Here is a 17594-nt window from a genome sequence, read left to right as displayed (position 1 = left end):
CGCGGATGGAGGAGTGTTCTTGCCTGTGACTATCGGCTCGCTGCTGTTGGTGCTTGGCCTCTTTCAGGTCAAGCACATGTTTGCGGACTTCTTTCTGCAAACTCCCCGGATGTTGTCCGGGCGGTGCGAGTATTGGCATATGGGCCGGGCCCAGCATGCCGGGGTCCATGCGATAGGTTCGGTCTTGCTTTTTCTTGTTGTGGGCGCGCCGGTGGTGTTTGCCCTGGCGATTGCCGCGCTGGAATGGGTGGTGCATTTCAACATCGACTACGGCAAGGCCAGCTATTCGGACCGGAAGGCGCTGCACCCCAATCAGGCCAAATACTGGCATGCGATGGGGTTCGACCAGTTCCTGCATCAACTGACCTATCTGGCCATGGCATTGGCCTGGGTCGAATTCGCCCATTGAAGCGAAGAGACGTTTTCCGACACGGAAAACGGAACGGAAAATCACAGATTTTCCGGGTCGGAAATCCCTGATTTCCGACGGATCAGCGCCTAGCCTGCCTTGCGGAGCGCAGCAAAAGCGGGCACTGGCGCCGCATAGCCCTTGAGTACGATGGGCTCGAGCGGTTCATAGATGATATTCTCCAGAACCGCCGCATCGCGGGTCTCTCGGTCGATCAGCACCTGATCGGCCGCCGCCTTGGAACACAAACGCGCCGACAGGTTCACGGTCGATCCCAGTACGGTGAAATCCATCCGGTCGCGCGCGCCCATCGCCCCCATCACAACCTCTCCCGAGGCGACGCCGATCCCCACATGCAATCCATGCTCGGGGTTTTCCTCCAGCAGCCGGGCCATGGCCTCGGTGATGTCGACAGCGCAGGCCACGGCCCGCGCTTCCATCCCTTCGCCCTCGAACACCGCCACCAGCGCGTCACCGACGAACTTGTCCACGTCACCCTTGTAATGCTCGACAATATCCGTCTGCGCGTCAAAATAGCTGTTGAGCACCTCGATCACCGTCTCCGGCGGCACCCGTTCCGAAAACTCGGTATAGCCGCGAATATCGGTAAAGATCACCGAGACCCGCCGCCGCTGCCCACCGCGCGCCATGCCGGTGCGCTCGGCGCTCTGGATCGCGGACATTGTGCTGTGCGAGACGAATTTCATCAGTTCCACCCGCTCGCCCAGATGCGCGATCATCCGATTGAACCGCCCCGCCAGGTCACCAATCTCGTCACGTGAACGAACATCCTCGACCCGGGCCGAGAAATCGCCCTCGCCGACCTGTTGCGCCACCTGCCCGATTCTCAGGATCGGCCGGGTCAGCTGCCGCGCGAACAGCAGCGCCGCCGCTGCGGCAACCGCAAAACCCACCAGACCCACCGTCAGGATTTGCCGGGTGATCGCATTGACCACCGCATAGGCATTGTCCTCGCTCAACTCGGTGATCACCGCCCAGGGAAACCAATCGGGAAAGGCATAGGCCCCAAGCATCGCGGTCCCATCCGGGCGCACATAGGGTTCCAACGCATCCGCCCGCGCCCCCGCCACGATCAGCGGCAGGGTCGAGGCCACGATGCGGCGCTGGTCCAGCAACTCCTGAGTGCCGGTCAGGACACGGCGCCCCGCCTGGTCGACCACGGTGATCTCGCCGCGCTGGGCAAAGGGGTGCCGCCGCACCATGTCGCTCAGCAGCGCAAGGTCGATCCGGGCCGCCATGGTCACCTGCCGCCCGGCGATGCGCGTTTCCAGCGGCAGCGCCAACGTCGCCAGCCAATCGCCGGTCTCCTCAAGCCGGGTGATCACCGGGCGGCCATATTGCCCGGTGCCCGCGATCGCCTTGATCAGCTCGGACGAGGTTGCCAGCACCTCGACCGGGTTCAGCCCGGCCTGGCTCAACCGGGTGGCAAACCCCTCGTTAGTGACGATGATCGGCAGGTCCGAGCCTTCGATCGACAGTTGCAACGCCACCACCTGGCTGAGTTCCTGCAACCCCAGCGTTAGCAGCGAGATCTTCTGCGGCACACCCAGATCGCCGCTGTCGACCCCGTTGCGGATCACCGTCAGCGGCGTCAGCCAGCGGCCCTGAAAGGTATTGTCGAAGGTTGCGCGCAACTCGGCGGCGACCGTGGTCAAATCCTCGTTGGCGGCACTCTTCAACTCATCTCGGCTGAGTTGGGTCAGGTTCTGACCAACCAGCGCCAGCGGGCCGACGGCAAGCAGGACGGCAAAGACGAAGAATTTGAGGCGAAGGGGGAATCTCATGGCCAGAACGTAATACAAAACCTGTTAACCGTCGCGAGGAATCCGCACCCCGCCCAAGGCCATGGCCTCGGGCGGGGAGTGCCTTATTCGCGTGCGACGGCAGTCACGGTTGCGGTATCGCGCCCGATGCCGCAGACCAGCCCGGTGCTGTCCTGCGCCCGAACGGTCACGGTATAGCTGCCGGGATTGGCGAAGCGGTGACGCGTCACCGCGCCTGTCGCTTCGGTCCCGTCACCAAACGACCAGCTCAGCCGCAGCCCGTGGCCATCGGGATCGCTGGCCGCACCGGCATCGAACCGCACCACGTCATGGGCACCGCCCACGGGTACGGTCAGGTCAGGCCCGGCATCGACCTGCGGCGTGCCGTTGACGAGGATGCGGGCGCTGTCCGTGCCGACATCGCACCCCTCGGCACCGCTGTCATCGCGTACGCTCAGCTGCACCGTCAGATCGGCGGGCGCATCGAACGCCCGCTCGACCCGCGCCCCTTCCAGCGTGACACCATCCGAGAAGGTCCAGAGCCAGCTGGTCAGCAGACCATCCACATCGCCCGAGCCACCGGCGTCGAACACCACCACCTCGCCCGGACAGACCACCTGGTCAGGCCCGGCCAGCGCGGTGGGTTGGGCATTTACGCGGACATAGACCTCTTCCGTACGGCGGCTGCCGGGCAGGTCGCGGCCATCGTCCAGCATCACCCGCACCGGCATCAGGCCGGGGCGGTCGAAGCCGTGCTCGGTTTCTGCCCCCGCAGCCACGGTCCCGTCGCCGAATTCCCAGCCAACAGCGGTTTCACCGCCCGGTGTCACCGCCCAGGGCAGGTTCACGCCGGGACAGACCGCGCCGCGCGCGGTCAGGCCCGCCACGGGCGAGGGTGCCACCTCGATCTGCTGGCGACGGGTGATCTGGCTGTTGGCAACGCCCGCATCGTCTGTGACGGTCAGGCTCACCTCGTAGCTGCCCGGCGCCTCGTAGCGGTGCACCGCCTGAACTCCTTCGGCCCCGCCGCCATCGCCGAACGCCCAGGCGAAGCGGGCAATTGCCCCATCGCTGTCCGAGGATCCACCCGCGTCAAAGCGCACCGACTGACCGACCGAAACCCGCTGGGGCGCGTCGATCACCGGTTCGGGCGCGGCGTTGACGATGATCCGGCGCTGCACCTCCAACTCGCTACAGGCCTCGGTGCCGCCGCTCAGACGGCTGCGCAGCGTCACCAGGTAATCGCCCGGCTCGGCAAAGACATGTTCGATGTCACGACCCTCATAGGTGCTGCCGTCCGAGATCGACCAGTTGAAGCCCTCAGGTGTAGCCCCGCCCAGCTTGTCCAGCCCGGCCGAGAAACTGGCCGGCATCCCGGCGGCGGCGCGGCCCTGACCCAACACCTTCAACTCGGGCGCGGCAATCACCGTCACCTCGCTCACATCGGTGTCGAGCGGGCTGCATGCGCCGCGCGCGTCACCGGTGATGGTCAGGGTCACCGAATAAGTGCCTGGCGTGCGGAAGATATGCTGCGGCGTCGCCCCGCTGCCGCTGCCACCATCGCCAAAGGTCCAGGCAAAGGCATTGACCGCGCCATCCGCATCTGTCGAGCCCGAGCCATCGAACCGCACCTGCGCATTGGAACAGACCGTCATGTCGGGACCCGCGTCGGCGATCGGCCCTTCGCGCACCAGCGCGGCGATCCGGTCGACGGCAGTGCCGTGTTCGGTGCCGGTGCCGTTGCGCACCTTGAGCGTCACCGGATAGACGCCGGGCAGTTCATAGGTCTTGGTCGGGTTGATCAGGTCCGAACCGGACCCGTCGCCGAAATCCCATTCATACGCCAGCAGCCCGCCATCGGGATCGGCGCTGGCGGAGGCGTCGAACAGGATCGGTTCACCCGAACAGACATCGCGATTGCCCCCGGCATCGGCCACCGGCCGCGCCTGGATGGTGACGGCAGTGGCGTCGATGGCGCGCGCATTGGACAGGCCGGTGCCATCATCCACCCTCAGCGTGATCGGATAGATGCCGGCGCGCGGGAACACATGGGTAACCGTCTCACCATAGACCGGGAGTGAACCATCGCCGAAATCCCAGCGGTGGATCAGCGGGTCGCCATCGCCATCCTTCGAGCCGGAGCCGTCAAAGGTGACATGCAGCTGGTCGGTGACCACCGGCGCGCCGGCTTCGGCCACAGGCGGATGGTTGACACGGATCGTCACATCATCGGCGGCGGTGGCGTTCAGCACGCCGCTGTCATCGGCGACGACCAGTTGCGCGCTCCAGACACCCGGCGCGTCGAAGGCGCGCTCGACCCGTTGCGCCTCAAGCGGAGCGCCCAGATCCTCGAATTCCCAGCGAAAAGAGGTGAGCCGCCCGTCCGGGTCAAAGCTCTGACCCGCGTCGAACACAACCGTATCACCCGGCGCGATCAGCAGGTCGCGCCCGGCCACGGCCACAGGGGCGGCGTTGACGGTGATCAGCACCTCGGCCTCGTCCTCGGCGGCGCCGCCGGCGAAGTTGTCGACCACGGTCAGCCGGATGCGGTGCAGGCCCGGCTCGTCCAGCACATGGCTGACACGCTGACCCTGTTTCACCTGCCCGCCCGGGAAGGTCCACACATAGTCCGAGATCGCGCCATCGGGATCGACCGATGCACCACCCGAGAGCAGGAACTCCTCGCCCGGGGCCACCACTTGCGGTGGGCCGGCATCGGCGATGGGCGCGGTGTTGATCGTGAGCCACATGGTGTCGCGATCGGTATTGAGCGGCGCGCCGCTGTCATCGCGCACCGTCAACGCCACCTCGTAACGACCGGGGCGCAGATAGGCATGGCTGACGCTCTGGCCGCTGGCGGTCGCGCCATCACCGAAATCCCACTGCCAGTCGGCGACCCGACCGTCGGGATCGACCGAACCGCCGCCGTCAAAGCGCACCTCAGTCGCGGTCACGTATTGGTCGGGACCCGCATCCGCCACCGGCGCGGCATCGACCCGCACGATCCGGGTGATGGATTGCAACGCCGAGGCAGTGCCGCTGTCATCCTCGACCGTCAGGGTGACCGAGAACTCTCCGGCGCGGGTCCAAGCATAGCTGGCCACCGGCCCCTCGCCCATGGCGCCATCGCCGAAGTCCCAGATATAGCTGAGGATCTGCCCATCCGCATCGGTCGAGGCCGAGGCGTCGAGCACCGCAACCTCGGACACCGAGACAGGCCGCTCGGGGATGGTGAACCGCGGCTCGGGCGGGGCGTTCACCTCGACCCGGGCGCCATCGGTGGCGATCTTGTTCACCACGCCGCTGTCATCGGTGACGGTCAGCAGCACCTGATAGCTGCCCGACTGTTCATAGCGGTGGGTCACCGTCTCGCCGCTCAGCACGGTGCCGTCGCCCATGCTCCAGCGGTAATCAAGGATGACGCCATCCACATCGTAGCTGGCCGCACCCGACAGGGTCACCGCCTGGCCGACAATCGCGCTCTGATCGGTGCCCGCCTCCGCCACGGGGGCAAAGTTCACCACGACCCGGCGCACGGCGGTGCCGAAGTTGCAGGGATGCACCGCATCGTCCTGCACCCGCAGAACGGCGCGATACTGGCCCGGCTGGTCATAGACATGCTGGGCGCGCGGGCCCTGGGCAGCACCGCCATCGCCAAAGGTCCAACGATAGCCGGTGATCGGGCTGTCCGAGGGTTGCGAAGCGGAGCCGTCAAATTCCACAACCTGACCCGGCGCCACGACGATGTCGCTGCCCGGCACCGCAGCAGGGGCATTGCGTACATGGACCGGAACCTCGATCCGGTCGCCGCGGCCCGGGCGGCTGCCCGGCTCCAACAGGCTGAGCCGCGCGGTATAGCGACCCGGCTCGGAATAGCGGTGCGCGACCACCGGATCCGTGGAGCGGTTGCCATCGCCGAACTCCCACAGGTAGGAGAGCGGGGTGCGCCCTGTCGAGCCACTGGCGTCAAAGGCGACCGAGCGGCAATCGGCCAGCGGCTGGCCGGTGCCCCGCGCCACCGGACGCGGTGGCACGACGGCGCGATAGGGCGGCATGGTCAGGGGCTGCGGATTGCCCTCGGCGTCGAACACCGCAAGCGTCACGTCATTTGGGGTCTCGAACCCGCCAAGCAGACTGATCGCCAGATTGGTCTCGTCGGTAGTGACCTCATCCGAAGTCCAGAAATCCTGTCCCGAGATGCGCAGGCCCAGATCGCGATAATCGGTAATCAGGGCCAGTTGACCATTGGCGCCATCAAAGCTCTGTACCGTGAGCGGGCCGGGCGCGGTCTTGGTGAAATCCACCCGGGTCGCGGGCTTGCCCGCCGACCAGCGCACGGTGGGCCGATAGGAAAACATCTCCAGGCCCTCGGGGACCCGGTCGCGGTCGCGCGCCAGGCTGACACCCAGCGAATAGCCATTGCCGTCATTGCCCCGGCTGCCCTGCACGTCGATGCGAAAATAGGCGCGGTCGCCCACGATCTCGCCCTGGCGGGCCCGCACTGCGGCCAGCGAGACCCAGCGCCCGTCGGTCGACCGGTCGCTGCCCCAGACCTGCTCGCGGATCAGCTTGCCGGGTTGGGTGACGGGGTCGTAGGGTATCAGGCGCGGCTCGCGGGCGCCGTCCGCCACCGGCTCGGGCCGGTCGGCCTCGCTATAGGCGCCAGCTCCACCGAACAGGCGGAACGTGGTTTCGGAATCGGCCGGTCCGCCATAGGTGAAATCACCATCACCGCCGGTTTCGGGGTCGAAGACACGCACATAGACCCGGTCCGAAAGATCGGCAGGCACGGAAAAGAACACCTGTTCGCGCCGGTCGGTATCGCCTTCGCGGCTGGGCGCCTGCGGACCATAGACCACCAGCAGACCCTCGTCCGCGACGGTCTGCGCGCCGGTTCCGGAGCCGATTGCCAACAGGGCCACAGCCAGCGTCACCGCTGTCCAGTTCCGTGCCAAACCCATATTCCGTCCCTCCATAGCCGATCCGGCGCCCCCAAACCGGCTGTTCACTCATTCAAACGCAGCGTTGCCCGCGTAATCCTCGATCATCAGTTCCACCAGTTCGAGCTCCCCTGCCTGTGGCGGCAGCGAGACCCGGCAGATTCCGCTTGTGCTGTCGCAACGCAGAAAGCCTTCGACTTCTTCCGCGCCGATCCTGATCAGGAAAGGAGCCGCCTGCCGAAGGCCCGACGCGTCGCTTGCGAGGGCCTCGATCACGATCGGCCCGGCGTCTCCCTGCGGCCGGTCCAGCACCACCGAGGTGATTTCGGGCGGGTCGATATCCAGCAGGGTTTCCAGCCGCTTGGCCGTGACGTTTCCGACCGCATCGGTCGCCACCAGGTCAAAGGTGTTGATCCCCGGCGACAGGGTGACCGACAGGTCGAACCGGCCCTCGCTCAGCGGCAGGTCCGAGCCATTCAGCTCCAGCCTTACGGCGTCTCCGGCCAGCCCCGAGAGGACCAGCGACGCCTCTGCGGTGGCTCGCGGCGGCGGTAGGTCCAGTGTCAGTTCGGGTGCCAGCTCGTCGCGCAGCGCGTCAAAGTCCAGCGCACCCTCGACCGATCCGTCGGGCGCCAGCACCTCAACCCGGAAACGGCGCGGCGCCGCATCCACCGGTACGGTGAAGCTGATCGCGCCGCCCGGCGCTACCTCTGTCCGCAAAACCGCTGTCCCGGCCTCGTCGCGTACCACAACGGGCGCGCCCGGTTCGGCGGTGCTGTTGGCGGTGACAGAAAGCTGCTCCGAGCGCGTGGCCAGCGCCTCGTCCACGCGCGGCATGCCCTCAGACAGGGAAATCTCGATCGCCGCCGCCGGGCGATAGATCACGTTCTGGTCCCGGCGGCTGATGTTTCCGGCGGGATCGGTGGCCAGCACGCTGATCGTGTTGCGCCCCGGCACCAGCGCCACCCGGGTGACAAAACTGCCATCCTCACCCTGTTCCAGCGCCGCCCCGTTCAGGGTCAGCGCCGCGTCCAGTTCGGTGGCGCCCAGGACCTCGATCTCGGATGTGGTCACGATACTGTCGGGCGCGGGTGACAGCAGCGTCAGGAAGGGCGGCGTGTCATCCAGCCGGATGGTGAATTCCTGCGCCGTGCTCCAGGCGCCGGGCAGGCCCAAGCGGTCAAGCGCGGCGACCCGCCAGTGATAGCGCGCAGGCGGCAGTTCCACCTGCAACCCGGTGTCGCGGATGCCCCATTCGGACACCTGCATCTGATTGAAGCCGGGATCGGCGGCAACCTCAAGCCAATAGGCCTCCGCACCCTCGAACGCGTCCCAGGCCAGATCGGCGGTACGGGTATAAAGGATCTCGCCCAGCGCCGGAGCGCTGAGCCGGGGGCTGCTGAGCACGGTGACACGCTGCGCGCCCGCCCCGGTGATCACCACGCCCTCGCCCTGGCCCACGTCGATCTTGCGGCCGTTTTCCTCGATTTCCAGTCCGGGCTGGTCGTAGTTCACGAACCGCGCGCCGGTGGGATCGTTCTTGATCCAGAAATCGGCCGAATTGGTGGTCGTCTCAATGCCAGGCACCTCGATTTCGAACGTGGTCTTTTCCGACAACTGATTGAGCAACGCATAGAAATCGCCTTCGGCAAGGCTGACCTTGGTCACCTCGCCCCCTGTCAGCGGGTCCGAGCGCATCCGCTGGATGGTGGCGTTGGAATTGGGGTTGAGCCGAAGACGGCTGAGATCGCGAAAAGTGATTTGGGTGGTGCTGGCCGTCAAGGTTCGCACCCGTTCGAATTCGACCAGGATATCGTTCAATTGCCGGTCCGACCAGCTGGGTTCGACCGGAGCGCGCCCCTCGACATTGCCCTGCACATCCGAGACCACAGCCTCGGCCGAACGGTCGCGCTGGGTCAGCGAGATGTCGAGCGCCTCGTGCGCGATATCGGTGGCAACCCCGGCGAACCCGACAACTTGACGCCATTCGCCGATTTCGCGCTTCTGCACCGCCTCGTCGCGGTTGCGAATTGCCTCGCCGATCTGCACCGGGGCAAAGATACGGGCGCCTTCGGCGTTGGCTTTCTGGATCGCCGTCAGCGATGAAACCAGCGCGGCATCGGCGGCAAAGACCTGTTGCACCGGCAGGCGCAGAACGGTTCCGGGCCGGAGGGCCGCAGGTGAGGAAATGTTGTTCAGAGCAAGGATCGCGGGCCAGAGATCGGGATCACGCAGGTATTGACCGACGACGCCGCGGATCGTGTCGTCCGGACCCAGGGTAATCTCCTGCATCGGCGCGTCCAGCGGATCGGTCTCTGCCAGCGCCGAACCGAAGAAATATGTGGTCATGAGCAGCACACCGGCACATGCCGAGCGGACACACAAAAACAATCGGGCCTTCACCATGACAGCCTCCGCCCCCCCAACGGGTGTCGCTTACACGACATAATTAATTATTGTCGCGCCCAAGCCAGGTACCCCTCAAGAAAAATCAATGATCTGGCCAGGTTCGGGTTCTAAAACGCGTTAATCATAATCCAATTTTGAATATTTCCCAAATCTGTTCTCGTACCGGAAACACCGCGCGGTCAGATCGTGACGGGCCGGTTGCGTTTGATCGTGCGCAGAACAACATTGGTTTGTGCGCTGGCCACCGCTGGCAAACGGAAAAGGAAACGTTCCAGAAAGACATTGTAGGCCGCCAGATCCGGACAAAGCACGCGCAGGTGATAATCCGCCTGCCCGGTGGTGGCATAACATTCCTGTACCTCCGGCGCGGTTTCGATAGCACGGATAAAGGCGACGATCCCGTCCGGGTCGTGGCGGGTCAGATGCACATGCACGATGGCCTCGAAATCGAGGCCCATGGCGCCCGGATCAACCACCGCGCCATAGCGAGTTATCACCCCCCCTTCTTCGAGCGCGCGCACCCGTCGCCATAGAGCCGAGGCCGACATACCCACCGCCTCGGCCAAGTCGGCGTTCGAGATGCGGCTGTCCTGCTGCAACAACATGAGGATTCGGTGGTCGCGATCGTCCAGCTGCATCTTAACGGTTAGCCCTGTCAAATTTTTATAGATTTCTGGATAAACATCCCGAAGATACCTGGCAATGCCGGAGTTTCTGGCACGGATTTCCAATCTGTCCGGATTATCCTTCCGCGCGAACCCTCTGCCACCGCGATCAGGAAGCCCAGATGACCCACCCCGCCCCCGCCCTGCGCAGCTATGCGCTGGAGGACCGCTACAACCAGACCACCGGCCGCGTGTTCCTGACCGGTACCCAGGCGCTGGTGCGGATCATGATGGATCAGGCCCGCCGCGACCGCGCCGCCGGGCTGAACACCGCAGGCTTCGTCTCAGGTTATCGCGGCTCGCCGCTGGGCGGGCTGGACCTGGAGATGTGGCGGGCCAAGGCACGGCTGGAGCAGGACCGCATCACCTTCATGCCCGCCGTGAACGAGGACCTGGGCGCCACCGCCGTTCTTGGCGCGCAGCAGGCGGTGCTGGACCCCGATTGCCAGCACGAGGGCATCTTTTCGATGTGGTACGGCAAGGGGCCGGGGGTTGATCGTTCGGGCGATGCGCTGAAACACGGCAACGCCTATGGTAGCGCGCCCAAGGGCGGCGTGCTGGTGGTGGCGGGCGACGATCACGGCTGTGTCTCCAGCTCGATGCCGCACCAGTCGGACGTCGCCTTCATGGCCTGGTTCATGCCGACGCTGAACCCCGCCTCGGTCGAGGAATATCTGGAATACGGCGAATACGGTCTGGCGCTGTCGCGCTTTTCGGGCACCTGGGTCGGGTTCAAGGCGATCAGCGAAACGGTGGAAAGCGGCCGCTCGGTCGAGCTGCGCCCGGATCGTCAGTTCACCCTGCCACAGATCGACCTGCCCGCCGGTGGCCTGCACGTCCGCCGCGCCGACCTGCCCAGCCCCGAGATCGAGATCCGCATCCAGGCCAAGCTGCGCGCCGTGCGTGCCTTTGCCGAGGAAAACCCGATCGACCGGCGCATCTATGACCTGCCCAACGCGCGCTTTGGCTTTGTCACCACCGGCAAGGGGCATCTGGACCTGATGGAGGCGCTGCGGCTCCTGGGTCTGGACGAAGCCAAGTGCCGCGCGCTTGGCATCGACATCTACAAGGTCGGCATGGTCTGGCCGCTGGCCCGCCGCAACGCCCTGCGCTTTGTGCGCGGCAAGCAAGAGGTGCTGGTCGTCGAGGAAAAGCGCGGCATCATCGAGAGCCAATTCAAGGAGTATTTCTATGACTGGCCCGGTGACAAGCCACACCGGATGGTCGGCAAATACGACGAACAGGGCGAACCGCTGATCCCATGGACCGGCGAGTTGAGCCCGCTGATGCTGGCCCCCGTAGTGGCCGCGCGTCTGGATGCGTTTTTTCCCGACGAAAACCTGCCCGCCCGAGCACGCGCGCTGACCGAAACGCCGCCGCCCGTGATCGCGGTGCCCGGCGCCACCCGCACCCCCTATTTCTGCTCGGGCTGCCCACATAACACATCGACCAAGGTGCCCGAAGGCTCGCGCGCCAACAGCGGCATCGGCTGTCATGTCATGGCCAGCTGGATGAACCGCGACACCGACGGATACGCCCAGATGGGCGGCGAGGGCGTGCCGCATGTGGTTGCGTCCAAGTTCAACGGCGGCAAGCATATCTTCCAGAACCTGGGCGAAGGCACCTGGTATCACTCCGGGTCTCTCGCCATCCGGCAGGCGGTCGCGGCCGGCACCAATATCACCTACAAGATCCTCTATAACGACGCGGTGGCGATGACCGGCGGCCAGCCGGTCGACGGGCCGGTCAGCGTCTCGGGCATCGCCCAGACATGCCGCGCCGAGGGCGTCGAACGCATTGCGCTGGTCTCGGACGACATCGAAAAATTCGCGCGCGCCGATTTCCCCGCTGGCACCACGTTCCACGACAGGGCCGAGCTGATGCCGGTGCAAAAGGAGTTGCGCGAGATCAAGGGCGTCACCGTTCTGATCTATGAGCAGACCTGCGCCACCGAGAAACGCCGCCGCCGCAAGCGCGGTAAGATCGAGGACCCGGCCCGGTTCGCCTGGATCAACGATCTGGTCTGCGAGGGCTGCGGCGACTGCTCGGTTGCCTCCAACTGCCTGAGCGTCGAGCCGCGCGAAACCCCGCTCGGGCGCAAGCGCAAGATCAACCTCAGTTCGTGCAACAAGGACTTCTCCTGCCTGAACGGGTTCTGCCCCAGCTTCGTCACCGTCGAGGGCGCCACCCGGCGCAAGCGCGCGGTCAAACTGGATCTCGAGCAGCTGGAAAGCGGACTGCCCGAACCTCAGCTGCCCGCGCTGTCGGATCCCTTTGACCTGCTGGTCACCGGGGTCGGCGGTACTGGCGTCGTCACCGTAGGCGCGCTGATCACCATGGCCGCCCATCTCGAGGGGCTGGGGGCCTCGGTCCTGGACTTCACCGGGTTCGCGCAGAAATTTGGCACCGTGCTCAGCTATATCCGCCTTGGCGCCCGCCCGGACGTGCTGCACCAGGTGCGTATCGACACAGGTGGCGCCGATGCGGTGATCGGTTGTGACATGGTGGTCAGTTCCGCGCCCAAAGCCTCCGGTCACTACCGCAACGGCACAAAGGTGGTGCTGAACCGGGCCGAGATGCCCACCGGCGATCTGGTGCTGCATCGCGACGCGCAGTTGAAAATCGACACGCGCGAGGCCGCCATCCGCGCCGTGGTCGGCACCGAGAACGTCAGCGGTTTCGACGCCAACCAGACCGCCGAACAGCTGCTGGGCGACGCGGTCTTCGCCAATGTGATGATGCTGGGCTATGCCTGGCAACAGGGGCTGGTGCCAGTGAGCCGCAGCGCGCTGGCGCAAGCGATCCTGCTCAACGGCGTGGCGGTGGAGAAGAACCGCCTTGCCTTTGCCGCTGGCCGGGCCCTGGCCGCCGATCCCGCGCGGCTCGCAGGAGAAAGCACCACCCCGAAGGGAGAGGAAACCCTCGACCAGATGCTCGCCCGCAGGGCCGACTTTCTGACTGACTACCAGAATGCCGCCTATGCGGCGCGGTTCACCAACCGCATCGCCGCACTGCGCCAAGCCCTACCGGAGGCCTCCGAGGCGCTGATCGCCGAGGCCGCCCGCAACCTCTTCCGCTTCATGGCCTGCAAGGACGAATACGAAGTCGCCCGACTGATGGCCACGGACCACTTTCAGAAGGACCTGCAAGAGCAGTTCGAGGGTGACTTCAAACTCACCTACCACCTCGCCCCGCCCCTGCTGGCACATGGAAAGGACGCGCGCGGCAGGCCGTTGAAACGAGGCTTCGGCCCTTGGTTGCGCCCGGTTCTCAGCCTGCTCGCCCGCGCCAAACCGCTGCGCGGCACGGCACTCAACCCGTTCGGCTACCATTCCGAGGCGCGTCTGCACCGTGAAACGCTTGCCTGGTATCTCTCCCTGCTCGACCGGATGCAGCGGGAATGCACGAAAGATAACGAGGCCAATTGGCAGGTCATCCTGACCCTGGCAGGCGAGATTCGCGGTTATGGCCCGGTTCGGGTTGAAGCGGTCAGACGCGTACAAACAGACATAGCCAGCCGCCTCGATCAGGCCTGATCCTCTACACCTGCATTTGCCGCGACCGCGGATTGAGCATTTGTGACCAGAAAGAAGCAACACCGTTCCCGCTTCTTTCTGGTCGTAAATACTCCCGCCGGAGGCATCTGCCCTCTCATCCCCACCGAACCAGCGCGGGATCATCACCTCTCCCCGCGCGCCGAGGAGGAGGAACGACGACGAGACATCGTCTTGCGCCGCAGGCGCGCCGGTTTGCAGCGCTATCCCAGGACCGAGAAGCTGCTCTCCTGGTTGACCGGTCGCTTGCGTGAGTAGAAACCCACGTCGATCCGGCGCCCGATATACGGCAGTTCGAACTGGAGCGGCGCGATGTCGTGGTCGCCGCCCTCCTCGCAATAACTCACCAGCGCGGCCATCATCTTGCCCGCGATCGGGGCGTTCTTGTACTGGTTGCCGCTGGTACCGCAGGCCATGTAGAACCCCGGCAGCGACGACTTGTCGTAGATAGGGATCCAATCGGTCGAGGCATCGTAAAGATCTACCACGCCCCGCATCCGCGAGGGAATGCCCAGGCTGGGCACCCGCTGGGCATAGCGCATCGCCTGTGTGGTCCACTGATCGGTGAAGTTGCGGTCATAATCCAGATCGTCCGCGCACCATTGATGCGGGTCGCAGGCGGGGTCCTCTGACCCGATCAGGATGTGATTGCCCTGTTCCGGCCGACAATAGCAGGCGATATCGCTGTCCGAGACGATAGTACCCTGCGTCTCGAAATCGAACCCTTCGGGCGCGGGCAGATGCACCACCTCCTGCCGCAGCGGGCGGGTCTGGATGGTCATGTCACCAGTCACCCCCGCCATGCGGTTGACAATGGCCGAGCCCGGCCCCGCCACGTTGATCACGACCGGGGCGTGGATTTCCTCGCCCGTCGACAATCGCACCCCGGCCACCCGTCCGCCCGATTGCAGGATCTCCGCCACCTCGGAACGGTTACGCACCGCCGCCCCATGCAGACGCGCCGCATCCATCAGGTTCTGCGCACTCAGCGCAGGATCGGTGACATAGCCGCCATTGGGCCAGAACACCGCGCCGCCCATTTGCCCGCCATTGGGTTTGCCGAACTCCGGATCATCCAAGCGCCGGGCAGGCGCATAGCTGTCCATCGCATAGATCGGCAGACGGTCCTGCACCTCTTCGGCGCTCCATTCCTCGAACGGGATGCCCAGTTCGGCCGAACAGCGGATATGCTTGACCATCTGATCATTGGCCTCGGTCTTCATCACCAGGCAGCCGGTCTGGCGGAAACGGGCCAGATCTGCCCCCACGGGCAGACCCAGATAGTCGGCCCAATCGCGCCAATAGTGATAGCCCTCCCAGGCAAGGGCCGTGCCCTCGAAGGTGGAATAATGCATGCGGATGATGGCACAGGATCCGGCTGTCGAGCCGTGGCCAACCTGCGCATTGCGATCCAGCGACAGGGTCTTCCAGCCTGCCTTGGCCATCTCGAATGCGATCGCAGCGCCGATCACGCCTGTGCCGATGATGATTGCGTCGGGGCTGTTCATGGTCGTCGTCCCTCCCAGAAACTGCGAGCGAATGCACTGAAGGCGGCGACCTCTTCGTCACGGGCCTGCACGCCGGTAAAGACAAACAGATAGTGCCGCACAAAGGACAGCCGCTGGTCGATCGGCTCGTTCATCTGCGCCAGGTCATAGCCAATCTGCATGTAATAAAGGACGCGGGCGCGGGTCTCGGCCTCGATCTGGCTGTAACCATAGCGCAGGAACATGGCTGTCAGAGCCTCGAGCCGCCGACTGTCGGACAGGTCCAGCAACCGGCGCACCTTGCCCGACCGACGTGCCCAGTCGCGCACCGCGAAATCCAGCGCGGTGTCGAACAGCGCCGGATCGACGACACAGTGAAACAGGTTGCAGACAGCCCCGGTGATGGTCTGGGCCGGCAACTCGGTCTGCGCAATCAGGCCGGCGGTATTGGTGGCCTGCCATTTCGCCAGCAGCGCGTCCAGCAGATCCTGGCGCGACTTGAAATACCAGTAGAACGACGAGCGCGAGACCGCCATCCGCTCGGCCAGGTTCAGGACCTTGACCTGCTCGACCCCGTCCGAGACCAGCACATCCATCGCCACGTTCAGCCAGTCGTCACGCGTCACCTTGATGTTGCCCACCAGTGGCTCGGCGCTGGGATCGTCGCGATGCAGGATCGGTTTGCTGCCCATGGCGGGTCTCCTCAGCTTTCGGGCGGGGCGCCCCCTTCGGCGGTTCGACGCGCGATGAAGTCTTGCAGCGCCGCGACCCGGTCGGGGTCAATGGGCGGTGGTTCGAAGTTATCCACGATCCCGCGCCAGATGCCAGTGGCGCGATGATTGGCATCGACCGCCCCGCGTTCGGTCCAGGCGCCGAAATTCGACCAATCGCCCACCAGCGGCTCATAGAACTGGGTCTGATAGCGGGCCATCGTATGCGCGGCGCCAAAGAAATGGCCCATCGGCTGCACCTCGCGCAGCGCATCGAGCGCGATATCGGCATCGGTGGCGGGTGTGCCTGCGCACAATTCAGCCACCATTTGCAGCACTTCCAGATCGGTGATGATCTTTTCATAGGACACGGTCAGCCCTCCCTCGAGCCAGCCTGCGGCGTGGATCGTCACCGTGGCCCCGGCCAAGAGACAGCCCCAGAGGCCGAACTGTGTCTCGTTGGCGGCCTGGGCGTCGTTGATATTGGCGGCACTTCCCCCGGCGCAGCGCCAGGGCAGACCGATGCGCCGCGCCAGTTGCCCGGCCACCAGCGAGGCGGTGAAATGCTCGGGCGTGCCAAAGGCGGGCGCGCCCGATTTCATGTCCACATTGCTGGTGAAGGTGCCATAGCAGACCGGCGCGCCGGGCTGCGCCAACTGGCTGAGCGTGATGGCCGCCAACGCCTCGGCATGGCTGAGCGTCATGGCGCCCGCCACCGTCACCGGCGCCATCGCGCCCATCAGGGTAAAGGGGGTGACAATCGCCAACTGGCCATGGCGGGCAAAGTCGATCAGCCCCTGCGCCATCGGCAGGTCCAGCGTGCGTGGAGAATTAGTGTTGATGATCGTGTAACTCCACGGCTCGGAGCGGAACTCCGCATCCGACAGGCCTCGGAAATCGCGGATCATCTCAAACCCGTCCATCACCTGCGGCGTGCCGCGTGAATAGAGGAACGGCACCTTGTCGGACTGGGTCAGCTCGACCTCGGTCATTGCCATGTGTCGCAGATGCATCGGCACGTCCTGCGCCTCGACCAGCGGCGGGACCATGTGGAGGACATCGAAACTCTGTGTGATCTGTACCAGTTCGCGAAAATCGGCTAGGCTACCGGGACGGCGACCGCGCACAAGGTCGGTGGCATGCGGGCAACCGGCGCCGGGTTGAAACGCCATCCTTCCCAGTTCCAGCACCACGTCGCGGTCGGGCACGGCGCCGCGCATGTGGATGGATTTGGGAGCGCTGACCAGCGCCGCCTCGACAATCTCGCGCCCGATATGAACCATGTCGCCATCAATGCGGGCGCCACCCTGCCGGTAGAGATCTCGTGCGCCGGGATGCAGCACCATGATCCCCAGATCTTCAAGCACGCTCAGCGCCGCCTCGTGCAGCGCCTCGATCCGGTCGTCGGAAAAAGCCGCCATCGGCGGGAACGGGTTACGCAGGTTGCGGTAATCGACCTGGCGGGCCGGCGCCGGGGCGTCGGTCCGTGCCCGCCTGCCCCGCCGCCCGCCGCTCATCCGCGCATCGCCTTGCCGTCGGGATCATAGGGCGAGGGTGCGATCACCCGCGCCGGACGTTCCGCCCCCACCACATGCACCGTCAGCTCTGTGCCCGGCGTCGCGTTGTCGCGATTGAC

9 protein-coding genes are annotated in these 17594 nt (G+C 65.3%); 2 read left to right on the top strand and 7 right to left on the bottom strand.

From position 1 onward, the window contains the following. Positions 1-19 precede the first annotated feature (19 nt). Positions 20-409 carry a DUF3307 domain-containing protein gene (locus AC2FL1_RS16065; RefSeq protein WP_496877637.1) on the top strand — a complete coding sequence of 130 codons (390 nt, stop codon included), beginning with the start codon at positions 20-22 and terminating at the stop codon, positions 407-409. 89 nt (positions 410-498) lie between these two features. On the opposite strand, the gene AC2FL1_RS16060 is transcribed toward AC2FL1_RS16065, so the two are convergent. The 4 genes from AC2FL1_RS16060 to AC2FL1_RS16045 all read right to left on the bottom strand — a co-directional run bounded on the left by AC2FL1_RS16060 (position 499) and on the right by AC2FL1_RS16045 (position 10180). Continuing rightward, positions 499-2214 (bottom strand): adenylate/guanylate cyclase domain-containing protein, encoded by a 1716-nt coding sequence (locus AC2FL1_RS16060; protein WP_496877636.1) that lies wholly within the window; start codon positions 2212-2214, stop codon positions 499-501. An 83-nt stretch (positions 2215-2297) separates the two neighbouring features. Further along, positions 2298-7154 (bottom strand): PKD domain-containing protein, encoded by a 4857-nt coding sequence (locus AC2FL1_RS16055; protein ID WP_496877635.1) that lies wholly within the window; start codon positions 7152-7154, stop codon positions 2298-2300. A gap of 48 nt (positions 7155-7202) precedes the next feature. Beyond that, positions 7203-9482, bottom strand: a complete 2280-nt coding sequence (locus AC2FL1_RS16050) for a FecR domain-containing protein (protein WP_496829513.1) — start codon at positions 9480-9482, stop codon at positions 7203-7205. A gap of 239 nt (positions 9483-9721) precedes the next feature. Beyond that, positions 9722-10180 carry an Lrp/AsnC family transcriptional regulator gene (locus AC2FL1_RS16045; protein WP_496877634.1) on the bottom strand — a complete coding sequence of 153 codons (459 nt, stop codon included), beginning with the start codon at positions 10178-10180 and terminating at the stop codon, positions 9722-9724. A 149-nt stretch (positions 10181-10329) separates the two neighbouring features. Between AC2FL1_RS16045 and AC2FL1_RS16040 the strand changes: the two genes are divergently transcribed. Continuing rightward, positions 10330-13743 (top strand): indolepyruvate ferredoxin oxidoreductase family protein, encoded by a 3414-nt coding sequence (locus tag AC2FL1_RS16040; RefSeq protein ID WP_496877633.1) that lies wholly within the window; start codon positions 10330-10332, stop codon positions 13741-13743. Positions 13744-13964: 221 nt separating this feature from the next. On the opposite strand, the gene AC2FL1_RS16035 is transcribed toward AC2FL1_RS16040, so the two are convergent. From AC2FL1_RS16035 to AC2FL1_RS16025, 3 genes are read right to left on the bottom strand one after another with little or no spacing between them, the layout of a single operon-like run. Continuing rightward, positions 13965-15269 (bottom strand): NAD(P)/FAD-dependent oxidoreductase, encoded by a 1305-nt coding sequence (locus AC2FL1_RS16035; protein WP_496877632.1) that lies wholly within the window; start codon positions 15267-15269, stop codon positions 13965-13967. Continuing rightward, positions 15266-15940, bottom strand: coding sequence for a TetR/AcrR family transcriptional regulator (locus AC2FL1_RS16030; protein WP_496877631.1), 675 nt, complete (start codon positions 15938-15940; stop codon positions 15266-15268). Before AC2FL1_RS16030 ends, AC2FL1_RS16035 begins: the two co-directional genes overlap by 4 nt. 11 nt (positions 15941-15951) lie before the next feature. Further along, on the bottom strand, positions 15952-17475 hold the full coding sequence (locus AC2FL1_RS16025; RefSeq protein WP_496877630.1) for a trimethylamine methyltransferase family protein: 1524 nt from the start codon (positions 17473-17475) through the stop codon (positions 15952-15954). Between the last annotated feature and the right edge of the window lie 119 nt (positions 17476-17594).

Source organism: Ruegeria sp. YKSF070 (assembly GCF_059612725.1).
This window is presented reverse-complemented; position numbering and strand designations above follow the sequence as displayed.

Bases quoted from the DNA above. Each gene is read 5' to 3' on its own strand.
- AC2FL1_RS16060 (WP_496877636.1), bottom strand. From the start codon at position 2,214: ATGAGATTCCCCCTTCGCCTCAAATTCTTCGTCTTTGCCGTCCTGCTT.
- AC2FL1_RS16055 (WP_496877635.1), bottom strand. From the start codon at position 7,154: ATGGGTTTGGCACGGAACTGGACAGCGGTGACGCTGGCTGTGGCCCTG.
- AC2FL1_RS16050 (WP_496829513.1), bottom strand. From the start codon at position 9,482: ATGACCACATATTTCTTCGGTTCGGCGCTGGCAGAGACCGATCCGCTG.
- AC2FL1_RS16045 (WP_496877634.1), bottom strand. From the start codon at position 10,180: ATGCAGCTGGACGATCGCGACCACCGAATCCTCATGTTGTTGCAGCAG.
- AC2FL1_RS16040 (WP_496877633.1), top strand. From the start codon at position 10,330: ATGACCCACCCCGCCCCCGCCCTGCGCAGCTATGCGCTGGAGGACCGC.
- AC2FL1_RS16035 (WP_496877632.1), bottom strand. From the start codon at position 15,269: ATGAACAGCCCCGACGCAATCATCATCGGCACAGGCGTGATCGGCGCT.
- AC2FL1_RS16030 (WP_496877631.1), bottom strand. From the start codon at position 15,940: ATGGGCAGCAAACCGATCCTGCATCGCGACGATCCCAGCGCCGAGCCA.
- AC2FL1_RS16025 (WP_496877630.1), bottom strand. From the start codon at position 17,475: ATGAGCGGCGGGCGGCGGGGCAGGCGGGCACGGACCGACGCCCCGGCG.